The organism is Paenibacillus xylanilyticus, assembly GCF_047246825.1.
Lineage (GTDB): Bacteria > Bacillota > Bacilli > Paenibacillales > Paenibacillaceae > Paenibacillus > Paenibacillus xylanilyticus_B.
This window is the reverse complement of the sequence record NZ_JBFOLB010000001.1, coordinates 2869731-2894247: the sequence shown is the minus strand read 5'-3', so window position 1 is coordinate 2894247 and position 24517 is coordinate 2869731. Positions and strand designations below refer to the sequence as shown.

The window sequence follows — 24517 nt, the reverse complement described above, 5'->3', positions numbered from 1 at the left end:
CAGGTGTTCGGCCTGCCGGGCTACTTTTTGTTGTGATAGCCTCATTAGACACCACCACAAACACAGGGAATGATCAATCGGCTGCACAAGTAAGTCTTACCTCCAAATAATCCATATTGGGGAAAAGGGATTCGATGATTGCATCGAGTCCCTTTTTTGTTTCGCTTCTTTAGTAACATTCCTTCACAGAGAGTAGCTCAATGATTAGATTATTTTTCCTCATGGGTGTCTGATTGGCTGAGATCGGAAAACAGGGAATTGTGAGAACAATGGAAAATGCTAACCGGCATAAACAGCGGAGAACTCAGTCGTCGTTCTTGCAAGAGTTTAACTTCAGTCCTGAATATCAAATTTTTGAATATGACTATTGATCAATAATTCTTTAGGATAGGTCATTGAATCAAACAGTCAGAAACCTTACTTTTAAATAACGAAAGAAAACGCTAACAAAACAGAAGGAGTGGTGTTTTAATATGCGATGTCTGGAATTTTACCTTGCCATTTTGTGACGAATTCAGGTTTGGGAAGGTCATAGTGTCTTTGTATTAAATAAGAATAGATCAGTAATTCCCTCTTCAGTTTTTTCGAATGTAATCAGGATTTTAAGTCATTCATCGGGTTACAACACTAGCCATGGCCTAAGTACAAAGGAGGATAAATATGAGAAGATTTTCAGCCATTCTATTCATCGGGATATTAATGACAGCGCTCACCGCTTGTGGTGGAACCGGTAATCAGGCGGAGGAAAACCCTGCGGGAAGTACTAATCCGGGGCAAGAAATTTCTGGCGACCTTACCGTATTCGGGTGGGGCGGCGGTGAGGAGCTCCAGTCCCGGAAGGAAGCAACCAAAATTTTCAAGAAGCTTTATCCTAAAGTGAAGGTGCATGAAGTTTGGCTCCCGGCAGATAACATCGATGTTAAGCTGGATGCAGCTCTGGCTGCGGGAAATGCCGGTGATGTGATTATGATGTCTCCAGACTGGAAAGGGTTAAGATCCAAATGGTTCGAAGATTTAAATCCTTATATTGAAAAGGATCAATTAGACCTCGAAGCTTTGTTTACGCAGGGAGTTGACGGAGGATATGTAGATCCGGACGGTACACGCAAAGGTATGCCGACAACAGCCTCGGATTTTATGATTGCTTACAATAAAGACATTTTTGACAAGGCGGGTATCCCATATCCAACAAATGACTGGACTTGGGATGATTTCTCAGCAACAGCCAAGCAGGTCTCCTCGGGTGAAGGAGTAAATCGGGTCTACGGTATTGTGTCCCATTGGATTTGGCAAAGCTTCGCTCCCTTTATATACGGCGGGATGCCATATAACGAGGATTGGACCAAACAGACTTTGGATGATCCCAATACCCTTAAGGGTTACCAATTGTTTGGCGACCTGGTGAACGCAAAGGCAATGCCGGATGACGCAGCCGCCAAGAGCATGCCCATGGACCAAATGTTCGCCGCAGGTAAAGCTGCTATGTATCCGCTAGGTGTATTTGAAGCTTCGACGATCGCCAAAAATATCGGATCAAACTTTAAATGGGGAATCGTGATGCCTCCGAAAGACCCGTCCGGAAAGACCGTCAACATTAAATTTCAGACCGGCTTCGCCATGAATAAGGATTCTAAAAACAAAGAAGCTGCTTGGGCTTATATAAAAACCGTATCCCTGAATAAAGAGGTAGGCGATTTGTACAGTAAGGTAAACCTGCCTGCAGCGAACGAATCGGCTGAAAGTACGTTTGCCAATTTGAAAATTGAAGGTACAGATATCTCCATGGTGGATTTTGTAACGGGGCTGCAGGATGCCATAACCTTCCCCTGGGGGGGCTCCATTGCCAAGGCAGGGGATCTCTACGAGCAAACCTGGCAGCAGGTCACCGTTCAGGGGAAATCGGCTGAGGAAGCGGCTAAAGCCTATACTTCACAAATCCAGGCCGCTCTCGACTCCATCCATCAGAATAAATAATAGAAGAACGAACACCCGGTTTAACAAAAGGGAGGGGGATCTTTCCCCCTTTCTATCATAATCCGGTCTCAAATGGAGGCATTTATGGAGGCGAAAGAATGAAGGCTCGAAACAACAGCATTGAAAAAAGGGAGGAGAAACCATTTTTCCTCTTTATCTCGCCATGGCTTTTGGGTTTTTTAATATTCACCTTATATCCCATGGCTTATTCCATCATTCTGGTTTTCACAAATATGGATATGACCGGCTCAGGCCAATTTATTGGCTTAGATAATATCATCAGGGCCTTTACACAGGATCCGCTATTTTATCGTTCTTTGCTGAACACGCTATATTTTGTGGTGGTTTCCGTTCCGGCCAGTTTGCTCTTGTCTTTTCTGATTGCTCTTCTGCTTAATCAAAAAATTAAAGGGGTTGGTTTTTTCCGGACCAGCTTTTATATCCCTTATATCACATCCGGCGTTGCGGTTACTTTACTTTGGGGTTGGATTTTTAATGCTCAATTCGGGCTCGTTAACTATTTCCTTTCTCTCTTCGGCATTACAGGACCGAATTGGTTAAGCGATGCCAAATGGGCAATGCCGGCAATTATTATTATGGGGGTCTGGACAATCGGAAATTCCATCATCATTACACTGGCGGGGCTGCAGGATATTCCGGAAGCCCTATATGAGAGCGCTGAAATGGATGGAGCGAGCAGTTTAGTTAAAATTACGCGGATTACCCTGCCCCTGATAACGCCAACGCTTTATTTTAATCTGGTCATGGGGATCATCGGTGGTTTCCAAATCTTTATGCAACCTTACATCCTGACCGAAGGCGGCCCAAGTTACTCCACCTATACGTACATGATGCATATCTATAACAGCGGATTTAAATATAACGAGATGGGTTACGCCTCAACTTTGGCCTGGTTATTATTCATCGTTATTATGATCATCACTCTAATCGTAAACCGGACCTCCAGATACTGGGTTTATTACGATAACTAATTTGGGAGGTGCAGCCATGGAGGCTTATTATAAAAGTAAAAGAACCGGCGACCGGATCAGAGTCAGCTTGAGTTATGTGGTATTGACGATCGTTGCAATCGTATTTATCTTTCCGTTTATATGGATGCTTTCCACCGCCTTTAAAATCCCCTCGGAAGCCTATACGCTGCCTCCCAAAATCATTCCGGGAACTTTTACGTGGGATAATTTCATTCAGGGCTGGCAGTATGCGGATTTCACACGCTATACATGGAATACCTTAATTGTAACGGGGCTGGCAACGCTTGGGACGGTTCTTTCCGCTTCATTTGTAGCCTATGGATTTGCACGATTTAAATCCAGATACAGCGGATTGTTGTTTACCATGGTGCTTGCTACCATGATGCTCCCCAGTCAGGTGACTCTCGTTCCTACTTACCTGTTGTTCACCAAACTTGGCTGGCTTGATACCTTGATGCCTCTTATCATTCCCTCCTTTTTTGGGGGAGGCGCGTTTAACATTTTCCTTCTTCGACAATTCTTCAAAACGATCCCGAAAGATTTGGATGAAGCCGCCTATATTGACGGTGCAAATGCCTTCCAGATTTATTACAAAATCCTGCTGCCGGCAATCAAACCTGCTTTGATTACGGTGGGTCTCATGTCGATTACCTTTCACTGGAATGACTATATGTCTCCGCTAATTTATTTGAACAGCGATGAGAATTTCACGCTGGCTATCGGTCTGCAGTTCTTCCAGAATTCTTTTGGCTCCTCGCAAATACAGATGTTGATGGCGGTTTCCCTGATCACAGTTATTCCTGTGCTGATCCTCTTCTTCATCGGACAAAAATATTTTGTTCAGGGGATTACGATGACCGGAATCAAGGGTTGATCTCATCGGAATCTGCTGTGCCGGCAGTTAAGCTGCCGGTGTGTTTGTGAAATCTCTTTGGCGACGAACCGGTCATTTGTTTGAACTGCCTGGAGAAATGCTCCACATTACGGTAACCGCACCGGTCTGCAATCTCCGCAACCGTGTAAAGATTATGTCTGAGGTATTCTTTGGCTAAGCGAATTCGACTATGAATAACATCATCCATACACGAGAGGCCAAACAATTTCTTGTAAATTAACTGCAGGTATCCCGGACTGATGCTAATGATTTTAGCCATTTCCGATATTGTCCAAGGGTGGCTGGGATTGTTGTGGATGGCCGCCCGAAGTTTTAAAAGATTATAGTGCTGAGGACTAATTTCCTCTTGAAAGTAAGACTCAAGCAGTTTGTTAAACAGGGTCCGGAGCAGACAATCTATGGATGATTCCCTGTAGTCTTTTTTGAATGAATTCTCTACGACAAGCAGTTGGAATAGCTTGTGGCAATATTCAGGGTCATCCAAAGGAAAAGGTTTGCCAAATGGAAGCGAGGTTTCGGTCACGTAAGGTTCATCGCTTTCAAAACGAATCCAGTCATTAATATATTGCTCTGCAGAGGCCCGATAATAAACTTTTTGATGCGGCTCAAAAAGAACGGCACAATGGGGTGGGTAATCCTTCAGTTTACCATCTACCCAGAACTGAGCGGGAGTCTGTGTGATAACCAAAAGCCAGCAAGGATGCCCTTCGGGAATATCAAAAACAAAATTGCTGTTATGTGCTGCGTCATACTCAACGTAAAAAATGTTTGTCATTGTTCTTCACCTTTACCATCTGGGTTTGTCAAACGGACCATGTAATATAGTTCATTTTATCTTTAATTATGATTAATAGACTAGAAAAGTAGGTAAGCGTTTTAGTTGTTTTCTATTATACGGGATTTATTTTCAATTAATAAATTGCATAATTACTTTTTACGAGGAGTGTAGCTTGAATGAAGAAACAGGGGTTAAATCCATACCTTCCATCCTGGGAGTACGTCCCTGATAGTGAACCTTATGTATTCGACGGGAGAGTTTATGTATACGGGTCGCATGACCGGTTTAACGGACATGTCTTTTGTTTAAACGACTATGTATGCTGGTCCGCGCCAGTGGACGATCTGGGAAATTGGCGAAATGAAGGTGTGATCTATCGGAAAACAGATGATCCGCTAAATCCGGATGGCAGTATGTGCCTTTATGCACCAGACGTTACGGTAGGTCCTGACGGACGTTATTATCTTTATTATGTGCTGGATAAAGTGCCGGTTGTTTCTGTGGCTGTATGCGATACACCTGCCGGCAAATATGAATTTTACGGTTACGTAGAATATGCCGACGGCATTCGACTGGGAGAAAGAGACGGGGACGAGCCACAATTCGATCCCGGTGTGTTGACGGAAGGACAGCAAACGTATCTGTATACCGGCTTCTGTGCGCCCGGAGACCAATCGAGACATGGCGCGATGGTGACAGTGCTTGGTCCGAACATGCTGACGATTGTGGATGAGCCCGTATTCGTAGCACCGAGTCAACCATACAGCGAGGGCAGCGGATTTGAGGGACATGAATTTTTTGAGGCACCTTCAATCCGGAAGAGAGGAGACATCTACTATTTCATTTATTCCTCTATCGCCATGCATGAATTATGTTATGCTACCAGTAAATTTCCAAACAAAGGGTTTGAATATCAGGGCGTTATCGTAAGCAACTGTGATCTACATATTGACTCCTATAAACCAGCTGACAAGCCGATGTATTATGGCGGCAACAACCATGGCAGCATGATCGAAATGAACGGGGATTGGTATATTTTTTATCACCGCCATACAAACGGGGATGCATTCAACCGTCAGGGCTGCATCGAACGGATCTCTTTTCACGAGGACGGAACCATTCCTCAGGCGGAAATGACTTCCTGCGGCCTGAATGGGGAGCCTCTTGAAGGAAAAGGGGAGTACCCGGCATACCTTGCATGCAATCTTTTTACGAAAGATGATCAAATGTATACAGGAGGTTTCGGAGAGGGAGCGTGGCTGGACAGCCGCTTTCCGAAGATTACCCAGGATGGAAGAGACGGCGATGAAGAGACCGGATATATTGCCAATATGGTGGAATCAGCCACAGCAGGTTTTAAATATTTCGATTGTAACGGAATCCGTCAGGTCACGGTCAAGGTGCGCGGATATTGTAATGGAGTCTTCGAGGTTAAAACCGCATGGGACGGTCCAGTGCTGGGAATGATCCCGGTACATTTTACAAATGATTGGAAAAAATACAAGGCTGAGATTACCGTTCCGGATGGCAGACAGGCTTTGTATTTTACTTACAGGGGAGCAGGAGGCGCGAGCCTGGCTTCATTTACATTAGAATAAACGGCTGAACAGATTCGACATGCGTAAAGACAGAGCAGCTGCTGGTAATCCAGCAGCTGCCTATTTCATTTGAACAGGATACTTCAATCAATTGGATGATCGGCTGCGCCGGCTTGCTGGGAATGGCTGCGAAATTCGCTTGGTGCGATACCGGTCCACCGCTTGAACTGCCGGCTGAAATGCGCATTGGTCTTATACCCCAGCATCATCGCAATATGGTCAATGTTTAGGTCTGTTTGCTTTAAAAGCCGCTGGGCTTCGTTCAGAAGGGTTTCTGATAAAAACTTGCGTGGTGCTGTGCCATATACCTGCCGAAAGATCCGATTGACCTGCGACGGGCTAATGTTTAGCGACTTGGCAATGTCCTGGATCCAGGTTCGTTCGCTATCCCGAATCTCACCATGAAGATGGATATATCTTACGGAATCCTCAATGTGCTCGGCAATTTGACGGGCGATGGCTTCTTTTCTGGATAAGGTAACGGATGCGTTCTGAGATAACTGGCCGACCAGGGAGCCGAGCAATTCGAATACGGCAGCATGAACCTTCATCTGTTTGGAGGAAGACAGCGGGATGGATAAGTGCTCTGTGGCCAGATCATACAGTGTACACAGTGAAGAGGACAGTCCGAGAGCTAAATTCGAATCTGCCGGATAATAAATATCCTTGCAGCGATTGAGTTCTCTGCAAAAGGAGGTATCGTGTACGCTGAAATGAACCGAAAAGTAAGTGAAGCCCTGCGGTCCGGCACCGGTGCAGGAATGGGTCATACCGGGGCGGATGAACAGAAGGTCTCCAACAGACTGACTGTACAACTGTCCGTTGACCACCATGTTCATTTGACCGTCCAACATCCAGTGGATTTCATACATGGAATGCTCATGGGACGGATACGTCCAGCTGGAATCTACTTTTCTTGCATGCAGCCCCAATAATTGAAAAGACATGCGAACATCGGGCAAACGGCCTAAATACATGGCTTCTGAAATTTTGGTCACAGCAACCTCCTCTTAATGCTCTGTATTCCAACATCTTACCGTTTCGTCTATATCAATTGAACTAACTATTTACACAGAAACGGAGAGGACAGAAAAAACCTGAAAAAGCGAAGCGGTCGCCTTTATCACCGGATTTTCCCCTTGTGAAGAGGGAATCAAAAAAATCTGGGGATAACAGTGATTGGAAGGTTATTCTGTCATCGGAGTGTCCGTGTAAATCATCTTTAGTTCAACTGATATAGATTCATCTTAACAGAAAAATAATGCGTGAAAAGGGTAAGTCGTCGGAGTGATTAGAACATCGCCATGAACCATGGCTGGTGCTATTGTAGTGTTATCAACCCGATGGGGAGAATGGGGGCAAGCTTGAATGAGAATTATTCGATTTCTGGATGGACAACAGAAGTGGCTGGCAGCAGTTACGGATGATGAAAAAGCCTATCGTTTGCCACAAGCCGATTTTATGACGTTGATCTATCAAGCGAGGGAGCAGGGGATTTCTCCAGTTCAACTGGTTGAAAGCGCTTTTAAACCGTTAAACGAACTGACCGACGATTGGACTACATTGCATCTGATCACACCAGTGGAAGCCCCGGAAGTATGGGCGGCGGGTGTTACTTATCAGCGGAGCCGGGAAGCGCGAAACTATGAAGCTACGGATGGAAAGCTGGATGCGGAGACCTTTTACGATAAAGTCTATGATGCGGAGCGACCGGAGATCTTTTTTAAATCCACAGCAGCCCGGACCGTCGGACCGAATGAGGCTGTCACGCTTCGCAGCGATTCCAATTGGCAGATCCCGGAGCCTGAGCTTGGATTGGTGATTGCCGCTGATGGCAGCATTGTGGGATATATCGTCGGCAATGACATGAGCTGCCGTGATATCGAAGGGGAAAACCCGCTGTATCTGCCGCAAGCAAAAATATGGCGCAATTCCTGCTCCATAGGTCCGGCTATTCGACTAGCGGAAACCGTGCAGAATCCCTATGAATTCAGCATCGTCTGCCAGATCTATCGCGAAGGATTAATGGTTGTTAAGAGTGAAGCAAGTACGAGTGAATTAAACCGGAAGCTGGATGAGCTGGTCTCCTTTTTGGCAAGGGATAACGATTTGTTTGACGGCACGGTACTTTTGACAGGCACAAGCATCGTGCCACCCAATGATTTTACGCTTGAACCCGGGGACCGCATTGAAATATCCATTAGCGATATCGGGACACTCATCAATCCAGTCATATCAAACTAGTATATAAGGAGGATGAATGCTATGACCGCATTTCAGGTAGAGCAGACATACAGGAATTTTATTAACGGAGAATGGGTGCAGGCAGTGTCCGGAGAAACCGAACCCAGCATAAATCCGGCGAATCGCAATGAGATCGTCGGGTATGTACCAGACTCCGGCGTAGAGGATCTGAACCGGGCTGTCGCAGCGGCGAAGGCAGCAGCGAGGGATTGGCGGAGGTTAACCGGTGCGGAACGCGGCAACTATCTATTTCAGGCAGCAAACGTACTGGAACGCCGGGCCGATGAGGTTGCGGAGGCGATGACAAGGGAAATGGGCAAAACACTGCCTGAAGCCAAAGGAGAGACGATGCGCGGAGTCGCGATCTTAAGGTACTACGCTGGTGAAGGAATGCGGAAAACCGGCGATGTCATTCCTTCGACGGACAGCGAAGCCCTGATGTTCACAACCCGTGTACCACTTGGCGTCGTGGGCGTTATTGCTCCGTGGAACTTCCCAGTAGCAATTCCTATTTGGAAAACGGCTCCGGCACTGATTTACGGTAATACGGTTGTATTAAAGCCCGCACAGGAAACCGCGGTCACTGCGGCTAAAATAATGGAATGCTTTGAGGAGGCCGGTATTCCGGCAGGCGTTCTTAATCTCGTGTGCGGCAGAGGATCGGTGATCGGCTCTGCACTTGCTGAGCATCCGGATGTGAGCGGAATTACATTCACAGGTTCCAATGAAGTTGGAAAGCGGGTCGGCGCCGCAGCGCTGGGACGAGGGGCCAAGTATCAACTTGAAATGGGCGGAAAAAATCCGATTATCATCGCGGCAGACGCTGACTTGGATTTGGCTGTTGAGGCCACCATCAGCGGTGGCTTGAAATCGACTGGTCAAAAATGCACAGCCACCAGCAAGGTCATTATCGAACGAAAAGTATATGATGCCTTTAAAGAAAAGCTCCTCTCGAAAATCCAGGAAATCCGGCTGGGTGACGGCATGTCTTCAGGCAGCTGGATGGGTCCATGTGCGAATGAAGGACAGCTCAAGACCGTGCTGAGCTATATTCAAAAAGGACAGGATGAAGGAGCCGTTCTGCTGGCTGGCGGAAAAAGGGCGGACGGTCCAGGGCTTGAAGAGGGATTTTATGTCCAGCCGACCGTATTTGAAGGTGTCGAATCACATATGTCCATAGCCCGGGAAGAAATCTTCGGCCCTGTGCTTGCCTTGATGGCGGTAGATTCCCTAGAAGAAGCGATTGCAGCGGCTAACGATAGCGATTACGGCTTGAGTGCTTCTATCTATACACAGAATGTCGGAGCTATGCTGTCTTTCATTCGTGATATGGATGCAGGATTGGTCAGAATCAATGCGGAAACGGCCGGCGTAGAATTGCAGGCTCCGTTCGGTGGAATGAAGATGTCAAGCTCGCATTCCAGGGAACAGGGGCAAGCGGCCATCGAATTTTTCACAGCGATCAAAACGGTCTTTGTGAAGTCATAAACGGTGGGAGGGTACTCATGTACGAACAGATTATGTCGATTATGGGGGAGAAAGAGTCCGACTGCTTTGATATCATGGCACATGCTCCAGGGGCAGCAGGACGTCTGCCTTTAACCGATGATTTACTGCGAAATGCTCCAAGCGGCGACTTGTTCGGCATGTCCCAGAATGTTGGAATGGGCTGGAAGCCTGGAGAATTGAACGGAAAACAGTTTCTGATCTTAAGTACGCAGGGCGGTATCCGCAATGAGGACGGCAGTCCCGCAGCACTCGGCTATCATACAGGCCACTGGGAGGTCGGCTTGCTGATGAAAGCTGCCGCAGAAGAAATATCGAGCCGCGGAGGAATTCCGTTTGCCGGATATGTCAGCGACCCTTGTGACGGTAGATCACAGGGAACAACCGGCATGTTCGACTCGCTCCCGTACCGGAACGATGCCGCTCTGGTGTTTCGCAGACTGATTCGCTCGCTGCCAACACGTAAAGGCGTGATCGGCGTTGCAACGTGTGACAAAGGTCTGCCAGCGATGATGCTCGCGCTTGCGGGCATGCCGCAGCTGCCAGGCGTGATCGTACCCGGTGGTGTCACACTTCCGCCTGTCGATGGAGAGGACGCTGGGAAAATTCAGACCATCGGCGCACGGTACGTCAGCGGAGAACTCTCTTTGGAAATGGCGTCGGAGTTAGGATGCCGTGCTTGTGCAACACCGGGAGGAGGCTGTCAGTTTCTGGGTACTGCGGCAACAGCCCAGGTTGTAGCAGAGGCAATGGGCATGACGGTACCGCATGCCGCGCTTGCCCCTTCCGGGCAGCCTATCTGGTTCGAAATGGCACGTCAATCCGCACGTGCACTGATAAACATGGAGTCCCAGGGGATGAGGATGGCGGATATTGTTACAGAAGCGTCGGTTCGCAATGCCATGACCGTTCATGCCGCTTTCGGCGGATCTACCAATCTGCTTCTTCACATACCGGCTATTGCCCATGCAGCGGGTTTAACCGTGCCCACAGTACAGGACTGGATACAGGTCAACAAGAATGTTCCGAGACTGGTTAGTGCCCTGCCGAACGGACCGATCTTCCACCCGACCATTCGGGTTTTTCAGGCCGGAGGTGTCCCCGAGGTCATGCTTCACCTCAGACAGCTTGGCCTGCTTGATGAGTCTGTACCTACAGTGACAGGTACGTCATTGGGCCAGGTGCTTGATTGGTGGGAGTCGTCGGAACGCCGTCATCTCATGCGCAAGCAATTGAAAGAGAAGGACGGCATTGATCCGGACAGCGTCATCATGAGCGTCGAACACTCGCAGCGTCTTGGGATTTCTTCGACCGTGACATTTCCAACCGGGAATATCGCTCCCGAAGGCTCTGTCATCAAATCTACATCGATTGACCCTACTGTCCTGGATGAGCAAGGCGTGTATCGTCATCGCGGCCGGGCCAAGGTGTTTACAACCGAACGTGAGGCGATCCATGCGATTAAGACGGGCGGTGTTCTGGCTGGCGACGTTGTAGTACTGCTCGGGCGTGGACCCTCAGGAACTGGGATGGAGGAAACGTATCAGCTTACGTCTGCCCTCAAGCATTTGCCTTTTGGAAAATATGTATCGCTCATCACCGATGCCCGATTCTCCGGTGTGTCCACCGGAGCGTGTATTGGCCATGTTGGCCCCGAAGCACTGGCAGGCGGGCCAATCGGCAAGCTCCGGAACGGGGATTTGATTGACATCATCGTGGATCGGGGCACGCTGGAGGGCAGCGTTAACTTTGTTGGAGAAGGGGAGACGGAGGTTTCGCCGGAAGAAGGAGCTCTCATCCTGGCACAAAGGACCTTTCATCCGGATATGCGGCCTGATGAAGCGCTGCCGGATGATACCAGACTGTGGGCTGCGCTGCAATCCGTCAGCGGTGGGACGTGGAGAGGAAATGTATACGATGTAGACCGGATCATAACCGCCCTGGAAGCTGGCAAAAAAGCGCTGGGCTGGTACTGAAAGCAACCTTTTATGTCATAACATCACTCTCATACCGGAGGTTTCTTAAATGAATATGATCACCAACCCCATTCTTCGAGGTTTTCATCCCGATCCGTCCATATGCAGGGCGGGGGAAGATTATTATATCGCCACTTCCACCTTCGAATGGTTTCCGGGTGTACGGATTCACCATTCCCGGGATCTGGTTCATTGGCGACCGATATCTTCTCCGCTAACCCGTATCTCACAGGTGAACATGGAAGGAAACATTAACTCTGGAGGCGTATGGGCCCCCTGCCTAAGTTACGATAATGGCGTGTTCTACCTCATCTACACTGATGTCAAAAGCCGGGTAGGCGCTTTTAAAGATACCCACAATTACCTTGTGACAGCCACCGATATCGAAGGCCCTTGGTCCGAGCCGGTGTATCTGAACAGCAGTGGCTTTGATCCATCCTTATTTCATGATGAAGACGGACGGAAGTGGCTGGTCAATATGATTTGGGATCACCGTAAGGGTAAAAACCGGTTTTCAGGCATCGTTCTCCAGGAATATTCCGTCCGTGAACAAAAGTTGGTTGGACCTGCTGTTAACATATTTAAGGGAACAGAATTAGGACTGACGGAAGCACCACATCTGTATAAGCATAATGATTATTATTATTTAATAACGGCTGAAGGGGGAACCGGTTATGAGCATGCGGTTACGGCAGCACGTTCCCGTACGCTGCAAGGCCCTTATGAGGTCGATCCTTCCAATCCGATCCTCACGTCATACGGAAGGCCCGATTTGGATCTGCAAAAGGCCGGTCACGGCAGTCTCGTCGAAACGCACACCGGGGAGTGGTACATGGCACATCTGGTTGGCCGGCCCGTCCAGCAAAAATTTTGCACACTTGGACGTGAGACTGCTCTTCAGCAGATTACCTGGAACGAGGACGGCTGGCTGCGGCTTGCGACTGGTGACCGGTATCCCGAGGTTCAGGTGCCTGCACCGAAAATGAAGGCACATCCATTTGAACCAGCAGCGGAAATGGACCACTTTGATCAACCCGAGCTCCAGAACGATTGGAATACACTACGTATACCACCGGATCCGAGTTGGTTGAGTCTAACGGAGCGCCCCGGTTACTTGCGCTTGCGCGGAATGGAGTCGATGAGCTCGACGCACAGGCAGAGCATGGTCGCCCGGAGACTGCAGGCTTTTGAGTGTGAAGCCGAGACTTGTCTGGAATTTGCGCCGGACCATCCACAGCAAATGGCAGGACTGATTCTGTACTATGATACCAAAGACTATCTCTATTTACGGGTAACTTATCATGAAGAGAAGGGACTGTGCTTGGGAATTATTCAATCCAAGTACGGGATATATGACGAACTGTTGGAGGATATCCCGTTAGAATCAGTGAACCGGATCCGGTTCAGGGTTGTAGTGAATCACGAGCGTGCCTGCTTTTTCTATGCGCTATATGATGATCAAACCTGGCATCGGGCAGGCGGGTGGTTTGATATCACACATCTGTCAGATGAATCTCCGGAGTATATCCGGTTTACGGGAACCTATATTGGTCTTTGTGTGCAGGATCTTGGTGGGACCCGGAAACATGCTGATTTTGATTACTTTGTATATAAAGAAGGGAACAGCCAAACGGTCTACACCGATACGGATATGCTCCCCTCATAATTGGAACCCAAACAAATATAGAGGCGGCCTCCCTATGCGGGGAGCCGCCTTGTTGTTGCTTTCACTCTTATATGAATTCAGACATATCTGTCTCACCTGTTTAGGGCATCGAAATTTCCAGACAGAAGGACATTCTCACACGATTACGGAAAACACGGAAATGTTTTGGTTTTTTCAATGAAAAATTGTGATAAATATCACTGAAAACTTATAAATAATGTGATTATGCCTACCGATAACACTATAGGTGATATTCGAAATGAATCGAAATTCGCTTCGGTATCAACTCAATTACATAGGGAAATGGGTGGCTCAACACATGCGAAGCATGAGCATCGGTACCAAAATCAGTTTGATCGTTATCAGCATCTTTATCTTGTTTTCCTCAGCTGTAGCCGTAAGCGTAATTCTGGAAATGAGACAGGGAATTACGACATTTGCAACGGAAAAGGCGAAGCGGGATTTGGAGATGGCGAATCGAATCATTACATACAAACACCCCGGCGACTGGGCCCTCAGGGATGGGCAGCTCTACAAAGGAGACACATCGATGGAAGGCAACTTCGATCTGGTGGATGAGATTGGTGAGGCTTCAGGAGATACGGTCACCATTTTCCGCGGCGAAGAGCGCGTGGCAACCAACGTGATGATGGATGGAGAACGTGCTGTCGGAACAAAAGTATCGGAACAGGTCGCTCAGACCGTTTTACGGCAGGGGGAGAAATTTTACGGTGAAGCCGTTGTGGTTGGCCAGAATGTTCAAACGGCTTATCAACCCATCAAGGATGCATCCGGGGAAATCATCGGGATTCTCTATGTAGGGGCATCCCAATCGCTGATTGATGTCATTATCTCCTCATTTTTCAAAACCTTTATGATTGTAGTCCTGCTGGCGATGGCGGTGGCCATTATAGCGGTTATCCTGTATGTCCGCCGGGTGAGATTAAGAATTGAACGTGTGTCCATGGCGATTAAACGTGCGGGCACAGGTGACTTTACTCAGCCGATTGTGGATAACGTCAAGGATGAGATTGGCATGCTTGGCGCTGGATACAACGAGATGAGAAGCAGCTTGCAGGCCATTATTCAGGGTGGTCTTCAGGCTGCGGAAAAGGCTGAGCATTCAACTGAACTTCTCTTGACCATTGCAAAACAGACGGCACGGGAATCAGAACAGATTGCCTCGTCAGTGGAACAGGTCGCCAGAGGGGCAGAGAGCCAAACGATCAGTACCGGAGAAAATTTGCAAGCCATGGAGGAGGTAGCGATCGGAGTACAGCGGATGGCAGACAGGGCCTCCAGCATCTCTGAATCTGCCCTGTATTCACGCAGACAGGCAGAAACCGGAGGTGAAGCGGTGCAGCTGACCGTTCAGCAAATGTCGACGATCGAATCCTCTGTTACCACAACCGATGAAGTCATTCGCATGCTGGAAGGGAAGTCAGCCCAGATTAGCCAGATGGTTACCACCATTCATGAGATTGCGAACCAAACGAACCTGCTCGCTCTGAATGCATCGATCGAAGCAGCGAGAGCAGGGGAGCATGGCAGAGGGTTCGCCGTAGTGTCTACCGAGGTTCGCAAACTGGCTGAACAGGCCGGAGATTCTTCGAGTCGCATTGAGGAACTGGTAAAAGCCATGGAACAGGACATGCTGCACTCGCTATCGGCCATGTCCAGAGTGAAGGAGGAAGTGCAGGAAGGACTGCGCTTGACTCGCGAGACAGAACGAAACTTCAGCCTGATCCGGGACACGAACCTGCAGATCGCTACGGAGATTGAGGACATGGCTGCGACGAGTGAAGAGATGTCTGCAGGCGTGGAGCAGATTGTTGCTTCCGTACATGAAATTGCACGTCATGCCGAGACAGCCAGTGCCAATTCACAGCAAGCTGCCGGATCGGTTCATGAACAGCTGAAGTCAGTGGAACAGATCAAGGCCTCTGCGGCTGTGTTGTCTGATGTTTCGACAGAGCTACAAACCTCGCTAAGTCCGTTTAAGATCTAATATCTGTTACAATGGTGGAAAAAGGAGGGATAAGTATGGCTCCCGATAAAACAAAACTTTTCCCCAACGAGAATATTCATACCGTCTGTTATATTCAAAATTTGCCGCCCCGCCCCAACGTGGACATCGGTGACTATACCTACTATAGCGACAATAGTAATCCGCCTGAACATTTCTATGACCGAATTCTGCATCATTATGATTTTCTTGGGGATCGCCTGGTGATCGGCAAGTTTTGTGCGATTGCAGAAGGTGTGACCTTCATTATGAATGGTGCAAACCACCGGATGGAGGGCATGACGACCTATCCTTTCAATATTTTCGGTGGAGGATGGGAGAGAGTGACGCCTACTCTGGATCAGCTGCCATTTAAGGGCGATACCGTACTGGGTAACGACGTATGGCTTGGGCAAAATGTAACGATCATGCCGGGCATCACGGTCGGAGACGGTGCCATCGTTGCGTCCAATTCGACGGTAACCCGGAACATCGAGCCTTATGTCATTGTTGGTGGCAATCCGGCCAAGCCGATCAAAAAGCGCTTTGACGACGAAACGATTGAACTGCTGCTGGAACTGAAATGGTGGGATCAGGATGAAGAGTGGCTGGATACCCATTTGGAACAATTAGTTTCCACATATGACCTGCAGACATTGAAAGAACTTTTGAGTAGCAGATAGGATGGGTTTCCACAAGAAAACGAGGCAACAGCTGGTTCCTAACGGAGCCGGCTGTTTTTATTTGGACACCATACGCCTATACCCTGTGGCCTAGCTGCAAGAAATAATGTCTCAACATTGAGGAAAGAGATGGAATGTTTCGTGTGATATACCTCATAGAATATCGTTAAGTAAGCGCTTCCAAATACCAATATGAATTCACGGAGGGGTTCAGGATGCGAGTCAAGAGTGCTGCAAAACCGCTCATCGCCCTGTTATTGTCGGCTGCTTTATTTGCCGGATGCCAAAGTGTTCAGCCACCGTCGGTAAGTGAACCGCAAGGAACGGTAGATCCACCTGCTACAACCACTCAAAATGAACCAGCACCCCAAACCAATAAGGAGACCCCGCGTAATGAGACGCTGTACGTTAATGGACTGCAGTGGGGGCCGCCGACCAACTTCAATCTGCTCAGCGGTAATCCCGCCTTCCCTGTGAATTACGGAAACTCCAGGGAATTGGTGTATGAGACACTGTTTATGGTGAACCAGTTGGATGGCGCGCTTGAGCCGCTGCTCGGCAAGACGTATGAATGGACGGATGACACCACGCTGCGAATTGAGCTGAACGCGGATGCCAAGTGGAGTGATGGGACGGCTTTTACGGCAGACGATGTTGTGTACACCTATGAGCTGGGCAAAAAATATGACATCAACTGGAGCAGTTTTTGGACCTACATCCAGGAAGTAAAAGCGGACGGACCGCAAGCCGTTGAAATTAAGCTGAACCCTGAAAATCCCAATAAACTAACGGTGCTGGACAGTATTGAACTGATTCCCATGCTGCCGAAGCATATCTGGGAAGAGATCGAGAAGAAGAATAATAACGATCTGACCGCGATCCGTAAAGAAATTAACGACAATCCGGTGGGCACCGGCGCTTATAAACTGCATTTCTACAATGATCAGAAAATCACAATTATCCGCGACGACAACTACTGGGGACAGAAACTGTTCGGCAAACTGCCTGCACCGAAGTACATCACTCATGTGATCTACAAGGATAATGCCGCAGGTGATCTGGCGTTCAAGAGCGGGCAAGTGGACGTCTCCCAACAGTTTATTCCGCAGGTGTGGAAAATGTGGGAAGGCGGGGCTCCGATCAAAACCTACCTGAAGGATGCACCATATTATCTGCCAGGTTCCATGCCAAGCATTTTCTTCAATCTGTCCAAGGCGGGACTGGATAACGCAGACGTTCGCCGGGCCATTGCGATGAGCATCAACTATGACAAAATTTCCGAACTGGCGATGAGCGGATACTCTGCACCGATGCAGCCTTCCCTGACGCTGAACTCGGATGCCGAGTCCAAATACATTGACCAGAATGCGATCAAGTCGCTGCAATGGACGACGGATATTGAAGGAGCGAACGCGCTGCTTGACCAGATTGGGGCCACCAAAGGCAAAGACGGTATTCGTGTCCTGAACGGAACGCGCCTTGGGCCTTTTGAAATCGAATGTCCGTACGGTTGGTCAGACTGGAATGCTGCCCTGGAGATCGTCGCACAGAGTGCCAAGGCGATTGGCATTGAGATTCGAACAAAATTCCCGGAATCCCCGGTCTGGACGAATGATCTGCAAACCGGCAAATTCGATATCATCATGAACACACCTGCGGGCGGAGTGAGTCCGAGCCAGCCGTGGAACCGCGCCATGACCATCATGTACTCCAAAGGAGTCGCTCCACTCGGAGAGATGGCGTTCTGGAACTGGGGTCGTTATCAGAATGACCGTGCAGACGCAATCATTGAAGAGATTCCTTCCGTGTCGGATGAAGCAAAACTAAAAGCATTGTACACCGAGCTCAATACGATCTGGTTGAAAGATATCCCGTCCATTCCACTGATGTACAGACCTTGGGTGTTTGATACCGTGAATGAATCCGTTTGGAAAGGATTCCCGACCGAAGGGGACGGCACCAACATTCCACCGCAAATCTCCATGGATGGCGCAGGCATTAAGGCCCTTTACCAAATTCATAATTAAGCGATAACAGAACGTGCTCACCTGAGCACCAATATGACCTTATCCGTAAAATTCGGGGGGTGCTGGATCCAATGAATGCCTACGCCAGATATGTAGCGAAAAAAGTGTTTTGGTATGGCCTGACCCTGATCATTGCCATTGGATTGAATTTTATTCTGCCAAGATTAATTGAAGGCAACCCGGTGAGCATGATCGCTTCCAAAATGACCGCAGGCATGACCGACTCGGATTCCATCAAGCGGGTGTATGAGACCTTTACGGTTGAGTTTGGTATCGATCAGCCGCTATGGAATCAGTTCGGGATTTATCTGAAAAACCTGTTCACAGGCAATCTCGGTACATCCTTCGGACTATATCCGAAGCCTGTGACGGACATTCTGGCCTCCGCCGTCCCTTGGACGGTGGGGCTTCAACTTCCGGCCATCCTGGTCGGCTGGCTGGTGGGTAATTTACTCGGTGCGATTGCAGCATACCGGAAGGGTGTTTTTGATAAAGTACTGTTCCCGGTGGCCCTGTTTATCAATTCCATTCCTTTTTTCACTCTGGCTATTATTATGCTGTATGTCTTTGCTTTAACACTGAAATGGTTCCCGCTGTCCGGGGGATATGACTTCCAGATGGTGCCGCAGTTGAGTTTCGACTTCATCATGTCAGTTGTACGCCACCACACCTTGCCGTTCCTGTCCATTGTGCTGGTGACCATCGGAGGTCAGGCCATTGGTATGCGGGAGATGTCCATTTATGAGCTGAATTCGGATTATGTGCTGTACAGTAAACTGCTTGGCATCCGCGATGGGCGCATTGCGCGCTATGTGTTCCGCAACGCCATGCTGCCGCAAATTACAGGACTCGCACTCTCCATAGGCACGATGGTTGGTGGATCGCTGATCTGTGAAATTGTATTCAGTTATCCAGGCATTGGGACATGGCTGTTCACGGCCATACGTCAGCTGGATTATCCGCTCATCTCGGGATGTACACTGTTAATTGCCATCGCCGTACTGCTGGCCAATTTCACGATCGATGTCATTTATGGCTTTATTGACCCACGCATCAAGGCTGCTCAAATGGAGGAACAATGACATGAAGCATTCGATCTCTATTTTGCTGAAGTCGCCCAAGTTTATGATTGGTGCGGTGACTTTTGTCGGCATGCTGCTGCTTGTTACCATCTATCCGCTCATTAATCGCAGTGACCCGCTGGAGATGATTGCAATGGCATTTCAGCCTCCAGGGGATGGGTTGCTGCTGGGATCGGACAATTTCGGGCGCGATATCTTTTTGGAATTAATGTATGGCATTCAGACCTCCATACGGGTGGGATTGATTGCGGGTGTTTTTGCGACAGTGATTGGGCTGGTCATGGGCTTGGTCTCCGGGTATATCGGGGGCATGCTGGATAATTTTCTGACTGCGGTCACAAATATTTTCATCGTGATTCCCTCATTCATCATTCTGATTCTCATCTCGGTCAGTATCGATTCCCGGAGCTCCCTCGTGACAGCCATCATTATCGGAATTACGAGCTGGCCATGGACAGCCAGGGCGGTACGCGCCCAGACGACATCCTTGCGCAGCCGGGATCATGTGCATATTGCAAAGATTTCGGGACATAGCACACCGCGCATCATTATCCATGAGATTCTGCCGTATATCGCGTCTTATGTAGTCATGGCCTTTGTACTCCAGACAGCCTCGGGCATTTTGTCCGAAGCCTCGATTTCGATGCTGGGGCTCGGTCCGTATAATACGATATCACTCGGCATTCTGATGAACTGGGCACTGGTATTTGAAGCCCCGGTGGCAGGAGCCTGGTGGGCATTTATCCCCGCGGCGTTTGCCATCGCTGTCATTACGTTCTCGCTCTATCTGATGAATACAGGCATGGACGAAATCTTTAATCCGAAAATAAGGAGCTAAGACCATGAACCAACCTATACTTCAGGTCAGCGGCCTCAAAACCTATTATCGTACCCGGCTCAAAGAGAACGTTTTTGCGGTCGACGGGGTCGAGTTTGGACTGAAAGAAGGGCAGACGCTGGGCATTGCGGGGGAGTCCGGCTGCGGCAAATCAACACTTGCGCTCAGTCTGATGGGTTTTTATTTCCCGCCGCTCCATTATGGCAGTGGTTCGATCCGAATCAATGGCACGGATATTATGCAGCTAAACAAGGAGCAGCTTCGCTCCCGTATTCTGGGGAAGGAAATTGCCTATATTCCGCAGGCCGCCATGAATGCGCTGAATCCCACGCTGCGCATTATCCGATTCATCGAAGATATCATGAAGGAACATCGTCCGGAGATGAAGCGTCCGGAGGTACGGAAGATGGCAGCCGAGCGCTTCCAATCGCTGAATCTGTCCCCGGACGTGCTGGATATGTATCCGAATGAGTTATCCGGTGGCATGAAGCAGCGAACGGTGATCGCGATCTCCACCATTTTGAATCCCAAAGTGCTCATTGCGGATGAACCGACATCCGCCCTGGACGTGACTTCACAGAAGGCGGTCATCCGCCTTTTGAAGGATTTGCTGAAACGGGAAGTCATTAAGTCGCTGATATTTATCACGCATGAACTGCCGCTTCTGTATCATGTCACGGATGAAATTATGGTCATGTATGCCGGGGAAATTGTCGAGCGGGGAACGGCAGAGCAGATGATTTTCAATCCGCTGCATCCTTATACACGTAAGCTGATGGGGTCGATTATTGTGCCGGAAGAGGGGATGAAGGAGCATAAACTTGCTGCCATTCCGGGAGCCCCGCCGAATCTGAAGCATGTGCCCGAAGGCTGCCGGTTTGCAGAACGCTGCACGCTGGTTACGGACGAATGTCGTCAGGGCAAGATTGAGAATATCCAAGTGGATGAACGGATCTATCGCTGCCTGCTGACACCGGAAATCCTGGAGCAGATCAGGGAAGAGGAGCAGCTTGATTAATGACTCCCGAAAGGAGTGAACCCGCATGGCAATGGGCAAAGTGCTGATCAGCGGCCGTCATCTGACAAAGGTATACGGTACAGGCAACCGTAAAAAGGCGGCCGTTGACGATGTCAGCTTTGATTTTCACGAAGGCGAGATTATATCGATTGTTGGCGAGAGCGGCAGTGGCAAGACCACGCTTGCGAAGATGATGATGGGACTGCTCAAGGAAACGAGCGGGGCCATCGAATACAATGGAAAGCCGAGACAGCTGAGGCGATATCGTGAACGTAAAGCCTATTGGAAGGATATTCAGGCCATTTTCCAGGATCCATTTTCGTCGTTCAATGTCTTTCACCGGGTAGAGAAGCTGCTCGTGGATTGTATCAAACTTCAAGGATTGAAGCTTAGTGATGATGAGGAATACGCCAAAATGAAAGAAGCCTGTTCCTTCGTAAACCTGAAGTTTGAGGAATTGTACAACAAATATCCGTTTGAGCTGTCGGGTGGGCAGATGCAGCGGCTGATGATTGCCCGGATCTTCATGCTGCATCCGAAAGTGCTGATTGCAGATGAACCAACCTCCATGGTGGATGCCTGTTCACGTTCCACGATTCTGGATATGCTGCTCAAGCTGCGTGATGAGAATCGAATGACCATTGTGTTTATCACCCATGATGTGGGTCTGGCTTATTATGTGAGCGACACGATCTGTATTATGGAACATGGGCGGATGGTGGAGGCAGGAAAAGCGGAGGAAATCATTCACCATGCGGAGCATCCGTATACAAGGCAGTTGATTAACGATGTACCCAAGATTCATTCCCCCTGGGTGCTGGATTAACATAAATCAAGCCCTGGACCGGATGACAGCGGAACAGGGCTTTTGTAGTCCAATATGAAAGGGTTCGTTTAGCGAGTGGGTAGTGGTAGGGTCTGCTCAGACTCTGCTGATGGGGCTGTTGAATGGGTGTGATCTTTCGCGTTATCCTGGTTCGTCTGCTTGCCGGAATAATAGTTAAGAATATCATCAACGGTAGAAAATACGACATTTACATTATATATATTGTTGTTTGTTTGAATGAAAACCTTCTTTCCAATACATGGTTTGCTGCCTTAATTGAGAGCCTCTTTCATGGTTAATCCTGCTGTAAATACGGGAACTTTCCCTGCAGGAAGCTGGATTTCTTTGCCCGTTCTCCGACTTCTGCCCATGCGCGCTTCACGATCACGTACCTCGAATTTTCCGAATCCGACAAGCTGAACTTCTTTGCCTTCTTTTAAAGCCTCTAAAATTGAATCGAGTACGACGGTTACGGCCTTTTCAGCGTTCTTCTTGGAGAAACCGCCAGATTTGGCTACTTCGGCAATCAATTGTTCCTTATCCATGTGTAATCCCTCGCTTTGTTTGATTTGGTATTCGGTCGGTCTGCGATCCGGTAGGTCAGAAACGAAATAAAAACAAAAAGCTGCCTGTAAAGGCAGCTTAAATATAATTAGATGACCGTAACGTTTTCAGCTTGTGGTCCACGGTTACCTTGAGTTACTTCGAATTGAACGCGTTGTCCTTCATCCAAAGTTTTGAAACCGTCGCCTTGAATTGCGCTGAAATGAACGAAAACGTCATTTCCTTCTTGAATTTCGATAAAGCCGAAGCCTTTATCCGCGTTAAACCATTTCACTGTACCTGTTTGCATGTGATTCCTCCAAAAAAATAAGTTTTTTAACGACCATTTTGAAAAGGGCTAATGAGAAATTAACACTGATCAGGTATATTCAAACCACAGACTTGATGTCCGCTAATGTATCGATTAATATGATAATACCATGTCCGCTAATATAAGTCAAGATTTGGAGGTTTTTTAAATGAGCAAGGCATCTGGGGTTCCGGCACAAGGGGAATTGGTTGTTCAGGAGTTCATACATATGCTTACGTATAACGGAGAGTTAACGCCCAAAACATTAAGGGAATATGCGAGTGATCTGAAACATTTTATCGAATGGTACAAAGGAAGCGCAGCTGCAGAAGAACATCTCATGCGAATCGAAGACGTGGATACATCCACGTTAACGAGCTACCGGAATCATTCACAGAACGTGCTGCAGTTGAAGCCATCTACCATTAATCGCCGACTGATCACACTGAAGCGTTTCTTCAAATGGGCTGCAGCGGAATCCAGGATCAGCAGTGATCCTTCCAAACCTCTGAAATTCATTCCGGAAGACAAGGTGAGCCCTCGCAGAATGACAGCCATGGAAGAACAAGCCTTCCTCTCTGCGGTTGACGATGGTAACTCCCTGCGTGATCGGACGATCCTGACTCTGATGTTTCATACGGGGCTGCGGACGATGGAGATATGCAACCTTGAGCCAGCCGATATTGAACTGGGAAAACGAAGCGGGCAGCTCATCGTACGAGCAGATAAACGAAACGGACAACGAAAAGTTCCGTTGAATAGGACGTGCATGGCGTTGTTGAAGACATATATGGCAGTTCTGAATCCGGATACCCCTTATTTGTTTCCTTCGGAGAAGACCAGTGATCGTTTGACTGAGCGGGCACTGCGCCATTTGATTAAGAGGGTGATGACTGCAGCCGGACTGGAGGGACTAAGTTCACATGATCTGCGTCATCGGTTTGGCTATGCCATGGCAGAGCGAACTCCACTGCACCGTTTGGCGGAAATTATGGGGCACACCAATCCGGACACAACGATGATTTATGTAAAAGGATTGAATGTTAATCTCTCAGAGCAAGAAAAAGATAGCTCACCATCTGAAGTGGATTGAAGGGCGGGAACGGTCTATCATATTCGCAATGATTCTGTTAATACTGGACTTAAGTCAACACAGCCCTGAACTCTTTAAGCGGATCAGGGCTTGTTGACGATCTGAGTACCACTTTCAAGCCATTTGCGCTTGCCATCTTCATCCAGTTGTTTCTCCATTGTAATGATCGCATAGGTGCCATCATGCTTTTCCCAGAACTGAATTGCTTTTGAGTGGTCAGGATTGAGGAGCAGGGCAGGCAGGGTATCTCCATTTTCAAGTAAAGTTCTGCGGGTATCGCTGTAATAGAGATCAATAAAGGAGGAGCGCTCTTTGCGGGGAATCTGATGTTTAGCATGCTCCAAACTATAAAATAGCTTCCATTCACTTAGGTTTTCCTTATCATCATCACTACCCATCACTCTATGAATTGCTTTTAATCCCCCGCTCCACGAGCGTGTTAATTTATTTCTCAATTCCTCAG

21 protein-coding genes are annotated in these 24517 nt (G+C 48.4%); 16 read left to right on the top strand and 5 right to left on the bottom strand.

What is annotated here, in order from left to right; all coding sequences use genetic code 11:
• Positions 1-660: 660 nt before the first annotated feature.
• From AB3N00_RS12965 to AB3N00_RS12955, 3 genes are all read left to right on the top strand, one after another.
• Complete coding sequence (locus AB3N00_RS12965) at positions 661-1974, top strand: ABC transporter substrate-binding protein (RefSeq protein WP_413034878.1); 1314 nt, start codon at positions 661-663, stop codon at positions 1972-1974.
• A 98-nt stretch (positions 1975-2072) separates the two neighbouring features.
• Complete coding sequence (locus AB3N00_RS12960) at positions 2073-2966, top strand: carbohydrate ABC transporter permease (protein WP_413034877.1); 894 nt, start codon at positions 2073-2075, stop codon at positions 2964-2966.
• Between the two features lie 16 nt (positions 2967-2982).
• On the top strand, positions 2983-3840 hold the full coding sequence (locus AB3N00_RS12955; protein WP_413034876.1) for a carbohydrate ABC transporter permease: 858 nt from the start codon (positions 2983-2985) through the stop codon (positions 3838-3840).
• Here AB3N00_RS12955 and AB3N00_RS12950 read toward each other — a convergent pair.
• Complete coding sequence (locus tag AB3N00_RS12950; protein WP_413034875.1) at positions 3830-4636, bottom strand: helix-turn-helix transcriptional regulator; 807 nt, start codon at positions 4634-4636, stop codon at positions 3830-3832. The two genes, AB3N00_RS12955 and AB3N00_RS12950, sit on opposite strands and share 11 nt — an antisense overlap.
• 179 nt (positions 4637-4815) lie before the next feature.
• Between AB3N00_RS12950 and AB3N00_RS12945 the strand changes: the two genes are divergently transcribed.
• The gene (locus tag AB3N00_RS12945; RefSeq protein WP_413034874.1) at positions 4816-6237 is read left to right on the top strand and encodes a family 43 glycosylhydrolase; all 1422 of its coding nucleotides are present in this window, start codon (positions 4816-4818) and stop codon (positions 6235-6237) included.
• Between the two features lie 83 nt (positions 6238-6320).
• Here AB3N00_RS12945 and AB3N00_RS12940 read toward each other — a convergent pair whose 3' ends face one another.
• The gene (locus tag AB3N00_RS12940) at positions 6321-7235 is read right to left on the bottom strand and encodes a helix-turn-helix domain-containing protein (RefSeq protein WP_413034873.1); all 915 of its coding nucleotides are present in this window, start codon (positions 7233-7235) and stop codon (positions 6321-6323) included.
• 370 nt (positions 7236-7605) lie between these two features.
• Between AB3N00_RS12940 and AB3N00_RS12935 the strand changes: the two genes are divergently transcribed.
• From AB3N00_RS12935 to AB3N00_RS12885, 11 genes are all read left to right on the top strand, one after another.
• Positions 7606-8481, top strand: coding sequence for a fumarylacetoacetate hydrolase family protein (locus AB3N00_RS12935; RefSeq protein WP_413034872.1), 876 nt, complete (start codon positions 7606-7608; stop codon positions 8479-8481).
• Between the two features lie 21 nt (positions 8482-8502).
• Complete coding sequence (gucD, locus tag AB3N00_RS12930) at positions 8503-9969, top strand: alpha-ketoglutaric semialdehyde dehydrogenase GucD (RefSeq protein WP_413034871.1); 1467 nt, start codon at positions 8503-8505, stop codon at positions 9967-9969.
• A gap of 17 nt (positions 9970-9986) precedes the next feature.
• Positions 9987-11963, top strand: coding sequence for a YjhG/YagF family D-xylonate dehydratase (locus AB3N00_RS12925; RefSeq protein WP_413034870.1), 1977 nt, complete (start codon positions 9987-9989; stop codon positions 11961-11963).
• 49 nt (positions 11964-12012) lie between these two features.
• Positions 12013-13629, top strand: coding sequence for a glycoside hydrolase family 43 protein (locus AB3N00_RS12920; protein WP_413034869.1), 1617 nt, complete (start codon positions 12013-12015; stop codon positions 13627-13629).
• Positions 13630-13948: 319 nt separating this feature from the next.
• Positions 13949-15637: a methyl-accepting chemotaxis protein gene (locus AB3N00_RS12915; protein ID WP_413034868.1), complete on the top strand. Its 1689-nt coding sequence runs from the start codon at positions 13949-13951 to the stop codon at positions 15635-15637.
• A 35-nt stretch (positions 15638-15672) separates the two neighbouring features.
• Positions 15673-16317, top strand: coding sequence for a Vat family streptogramin A O-acetyltransferase (locus tag AB3N00_RS12910; RefSeq protein WP_413034867.1), 645 nt, complete (start codon positions 15673-15675; stop codon positions 16315-16317).
• 215 nt (positions 16318-16532) lie between these two features.
• Positions 16533-18344 carry an ABC transporter substrate-binding protein gene (locus tag AB3N00_RS12905; RefSeq protein ID WP_413034866.1) on the top strand — a complete coding sequence of 604 codons (1812 nt, stop codon included), beginning with the start codon at positions 16533-16535 and terminating at the stop codon, positions 18342-18344.
• A 71-nt stretch (positions 18345-18415) separates the two neighbouring features.
• Complete coding sequence (locus AB3N00_RS12900; protein WP_413034865.1) at positions 18416-19426, top strand: ABC transporter permease; 1011 nt, start codon at positions 18416-18418, stop codon at positions 19424-19426.
• Position 19427: 1 nt separating this feature from the next.
• Complete coding sequence (locus AB3N00_RS12895; protein ID WP_175398019.1) at positions 19428-20264, top strand: ABC transporter permease; 837 nt, start codon at positions 19428-19430, stop codon at positions 20262-20264.
• 4 nt (positions 20265-20268) lie between these two features.
• On the top strand, positions 20269-21282 hold the full coding sequence (locus AB3N00_RS12890) for an ABC transporter ATP-binding protein (protein WP_413034864.1): 1014 nt from the start codon (positions 20269-20271) through the stop codon (positions 21280-21282).
• A 25-nt stretch (positions 21283-21307) separates the two neighbouring features.
• Positions 21308-22108, top strand: coding sequence for an ABC transporter ATP-binding protein (locus tag AB3N00_RS12885; protein ID WP_413034863.1), 801 nt, complete (start codon positions 21308-21310; stop codon positions 22106-22108).
• 272 nt (positions 22109-22380) lie between these two features.
• Here the strand turns inward: AB3N00_RS12885 and AB3N00_RS12880 are convergent, their stop codons facing one another.
• Entirely contained in the window at positions 22381-22653 is a 273-nt protein-coding gene (locus AB3N00_RS12880; protein WP_175398022.1) for an HU family DNA-binding protein, read from the bottom strand.
• A 107-nt stretch (positions 22654-22760) separates the two neighbouring features.
• A complete protein-coding gene (locus AB3N00_RS12875; RefSeq protein ID WP_175398023.1) occupies positions 22761-22961 on the bottom strand; it encodes a cold-shock protein in 201 nt (66 codons plus the stop codon).
• A gap of 169 nt (positions 22962-23130) precedes the next feature.
• Between AB3N00_RS12875 and AB3N00_RS12870 the strand changes: the two genes are divergently transcribed.
• Positions 23131-24054, top strand: coding sequence for a tyrosine-type recombinase/integrase (locus AB3N00_RS12870; RefSeq protein ID WP_413034862.1), 924 nt, complete (start codon positions 23131-23133; stop codon positions 24052-24054).
• Positions 24055-24137: 83 nt separating this feature from the next.
• On the opposite strand, the gene AB3N00_RS12865 is transcribed toward AB3N00_RS12870, so the two are convergent.
• A complete protein-coding gene (locus tag AB3N00_RS12865) occupies positions 24138-24452 on the bottom strand; it encodes a hypothetical protein (RefSeq protein ID WP_413034861.1) in 315 nt (104 codons plus the stop codon).
• Positions 24453-24517 lie beyond the last annotated feature (65 nt).

Bases quoted from the DNA above. Each gene is read 5' to 3' on its own strand.
- AB3N00_RS12965 (WP_413034878.1), top strand. From the start codon at position 661: ATGAGAAGATTTTCAGCCATTCTATTCATCGGGATATTAATGACAGCG.
- AB3N00_RS12960 (WP_413034877.1), top strand. From the start codon at position 2,073: ATGAAGGCTCGAAACAACAGCATTGAAAAAAGGGAGGAGAAACCATTT.
- AB3N00_RS12955 (WP_413034876.1), top strand. From the start codon at position 2,983: ATGGAGGCTTATTATAAAAGTAAAAGAACCGGCGACCGGATCAGAGTC.
- AB3N00_RS12950 (WP_413034875.1), bottom strand. From the start codon at position 4,636: ATGACAAACATTTTTTACGTTGAGTATGACGCAGCACATAACAGCAAT.
- AB3N00_RS12945 (WP_413034874.1), top strand. From the start codon at position 4,816: ATGAAGAAACAGGGGTTAAATCCATACCTTCCATCCTGGGAGTACGTC.
- AB3N00_RS12935 (WP_413034872.1), top strand. From the start codon at position 7,606: ATGAGAATTATTCGATTTCTGGATGGACAACAGAAGTGGCTGGCAGCA.
- gucD (WP_413034871.1), top strand. From the start codon at position 8,503: ATGACCGCATTTCAGGTAGAGCAGACATACAGGAATTTTATTAACGGA.
- AB3N00_RS12925 (WP_413034870.1), top strand. From the start codon at position 9,987: ATGTACGAACAGATTATGTCGATTATGGGGGAGAAAGAGTCCGACTGC.
- AB3N00_RS12920 (WP_413034869.1), top strand. From the start codon at position 12,013: ATGAATATGATCACCAACCCCATTCTTCGAGGTTTTCATCCCGATCCG.
- AB3N00_RS12915 (WP_413034868.1), top strand. From the start codon at position 13,949: ATGCGAAGCATGAGCATCGGTACCAAAATCAGTTTGATCGTTATCAGC.
- AB3N00_RS12910 (WP_413034867.1), top strand. From the start codon at position 15,673: ATGGCTCCCGATAAAACAAAACTTTTCCCCAACGAGAATATTCATACC.
- AB3N00_RS12905 (WP_413034866.1), top strand. From the start codon at position 16,533: ATGCGAGTCAAGAGTGCTGCAAAACCGCTCATCGCCCTGTTATTGTCG.
- AB3N00_RS12900 (WP_413034865.1), top strand. From the start codon at position 18,416: ATGAATGCCTACGCCAGATATGTAGCGAAAAAAGTGTTTTGGTATGGC.
- AB3N00_RS12895 (WP_175398019.1), top strand. From the start codon at position 19,428: ATGAAGCATTCGATCTCTATTTTGCTGAAGTCGCCCAAGTTTATGATT.
- AB3N00_RS12890 (WP_413034864.1), top strand. From the start codon at position 20,269: ATGAACCAACCTATACTTCAGGTCAGCGGCCTCAAAACCTATTATCGT.
- AB3N00_RS12885 (WP_413034863.1), top strand. From the start codon at position 21,308: ATGGCAATGGGCAAAGTGCTGATCAGCGGCCGTCATCTGACAAAGGTA.
- AB3N00_RS12880 (WP_175398022.1), bottom strand. From the start codon at position 22,653: ATGGATAAGGAACAATTGATTGCCGAAGTAGCCAAATCTGGCGGTTTC.
- AB3N00_RS12875 (WP_175398023.1), bottom strand. From the start codon at position 22,961: ATGCAAACAGGTACAGTGAAATGGTTTAACGCGGATAAAGGCTTCGGC.
- AB3N00_RS12870 (WP_413034862.1), top strand. From the start codon at position 23,131: ATGAGCAAGGCATCTGGGGTTCCGGCACAAGGGGAATTGGTTGTTCAG.
- AB3N00_RS12865 (WP_413034861.1), bottom strand. From the start codon at position 24,452: ATGGGTAGTGATGATGATAAGGAAAACCTAAGTGAATGGAAGCTATTT.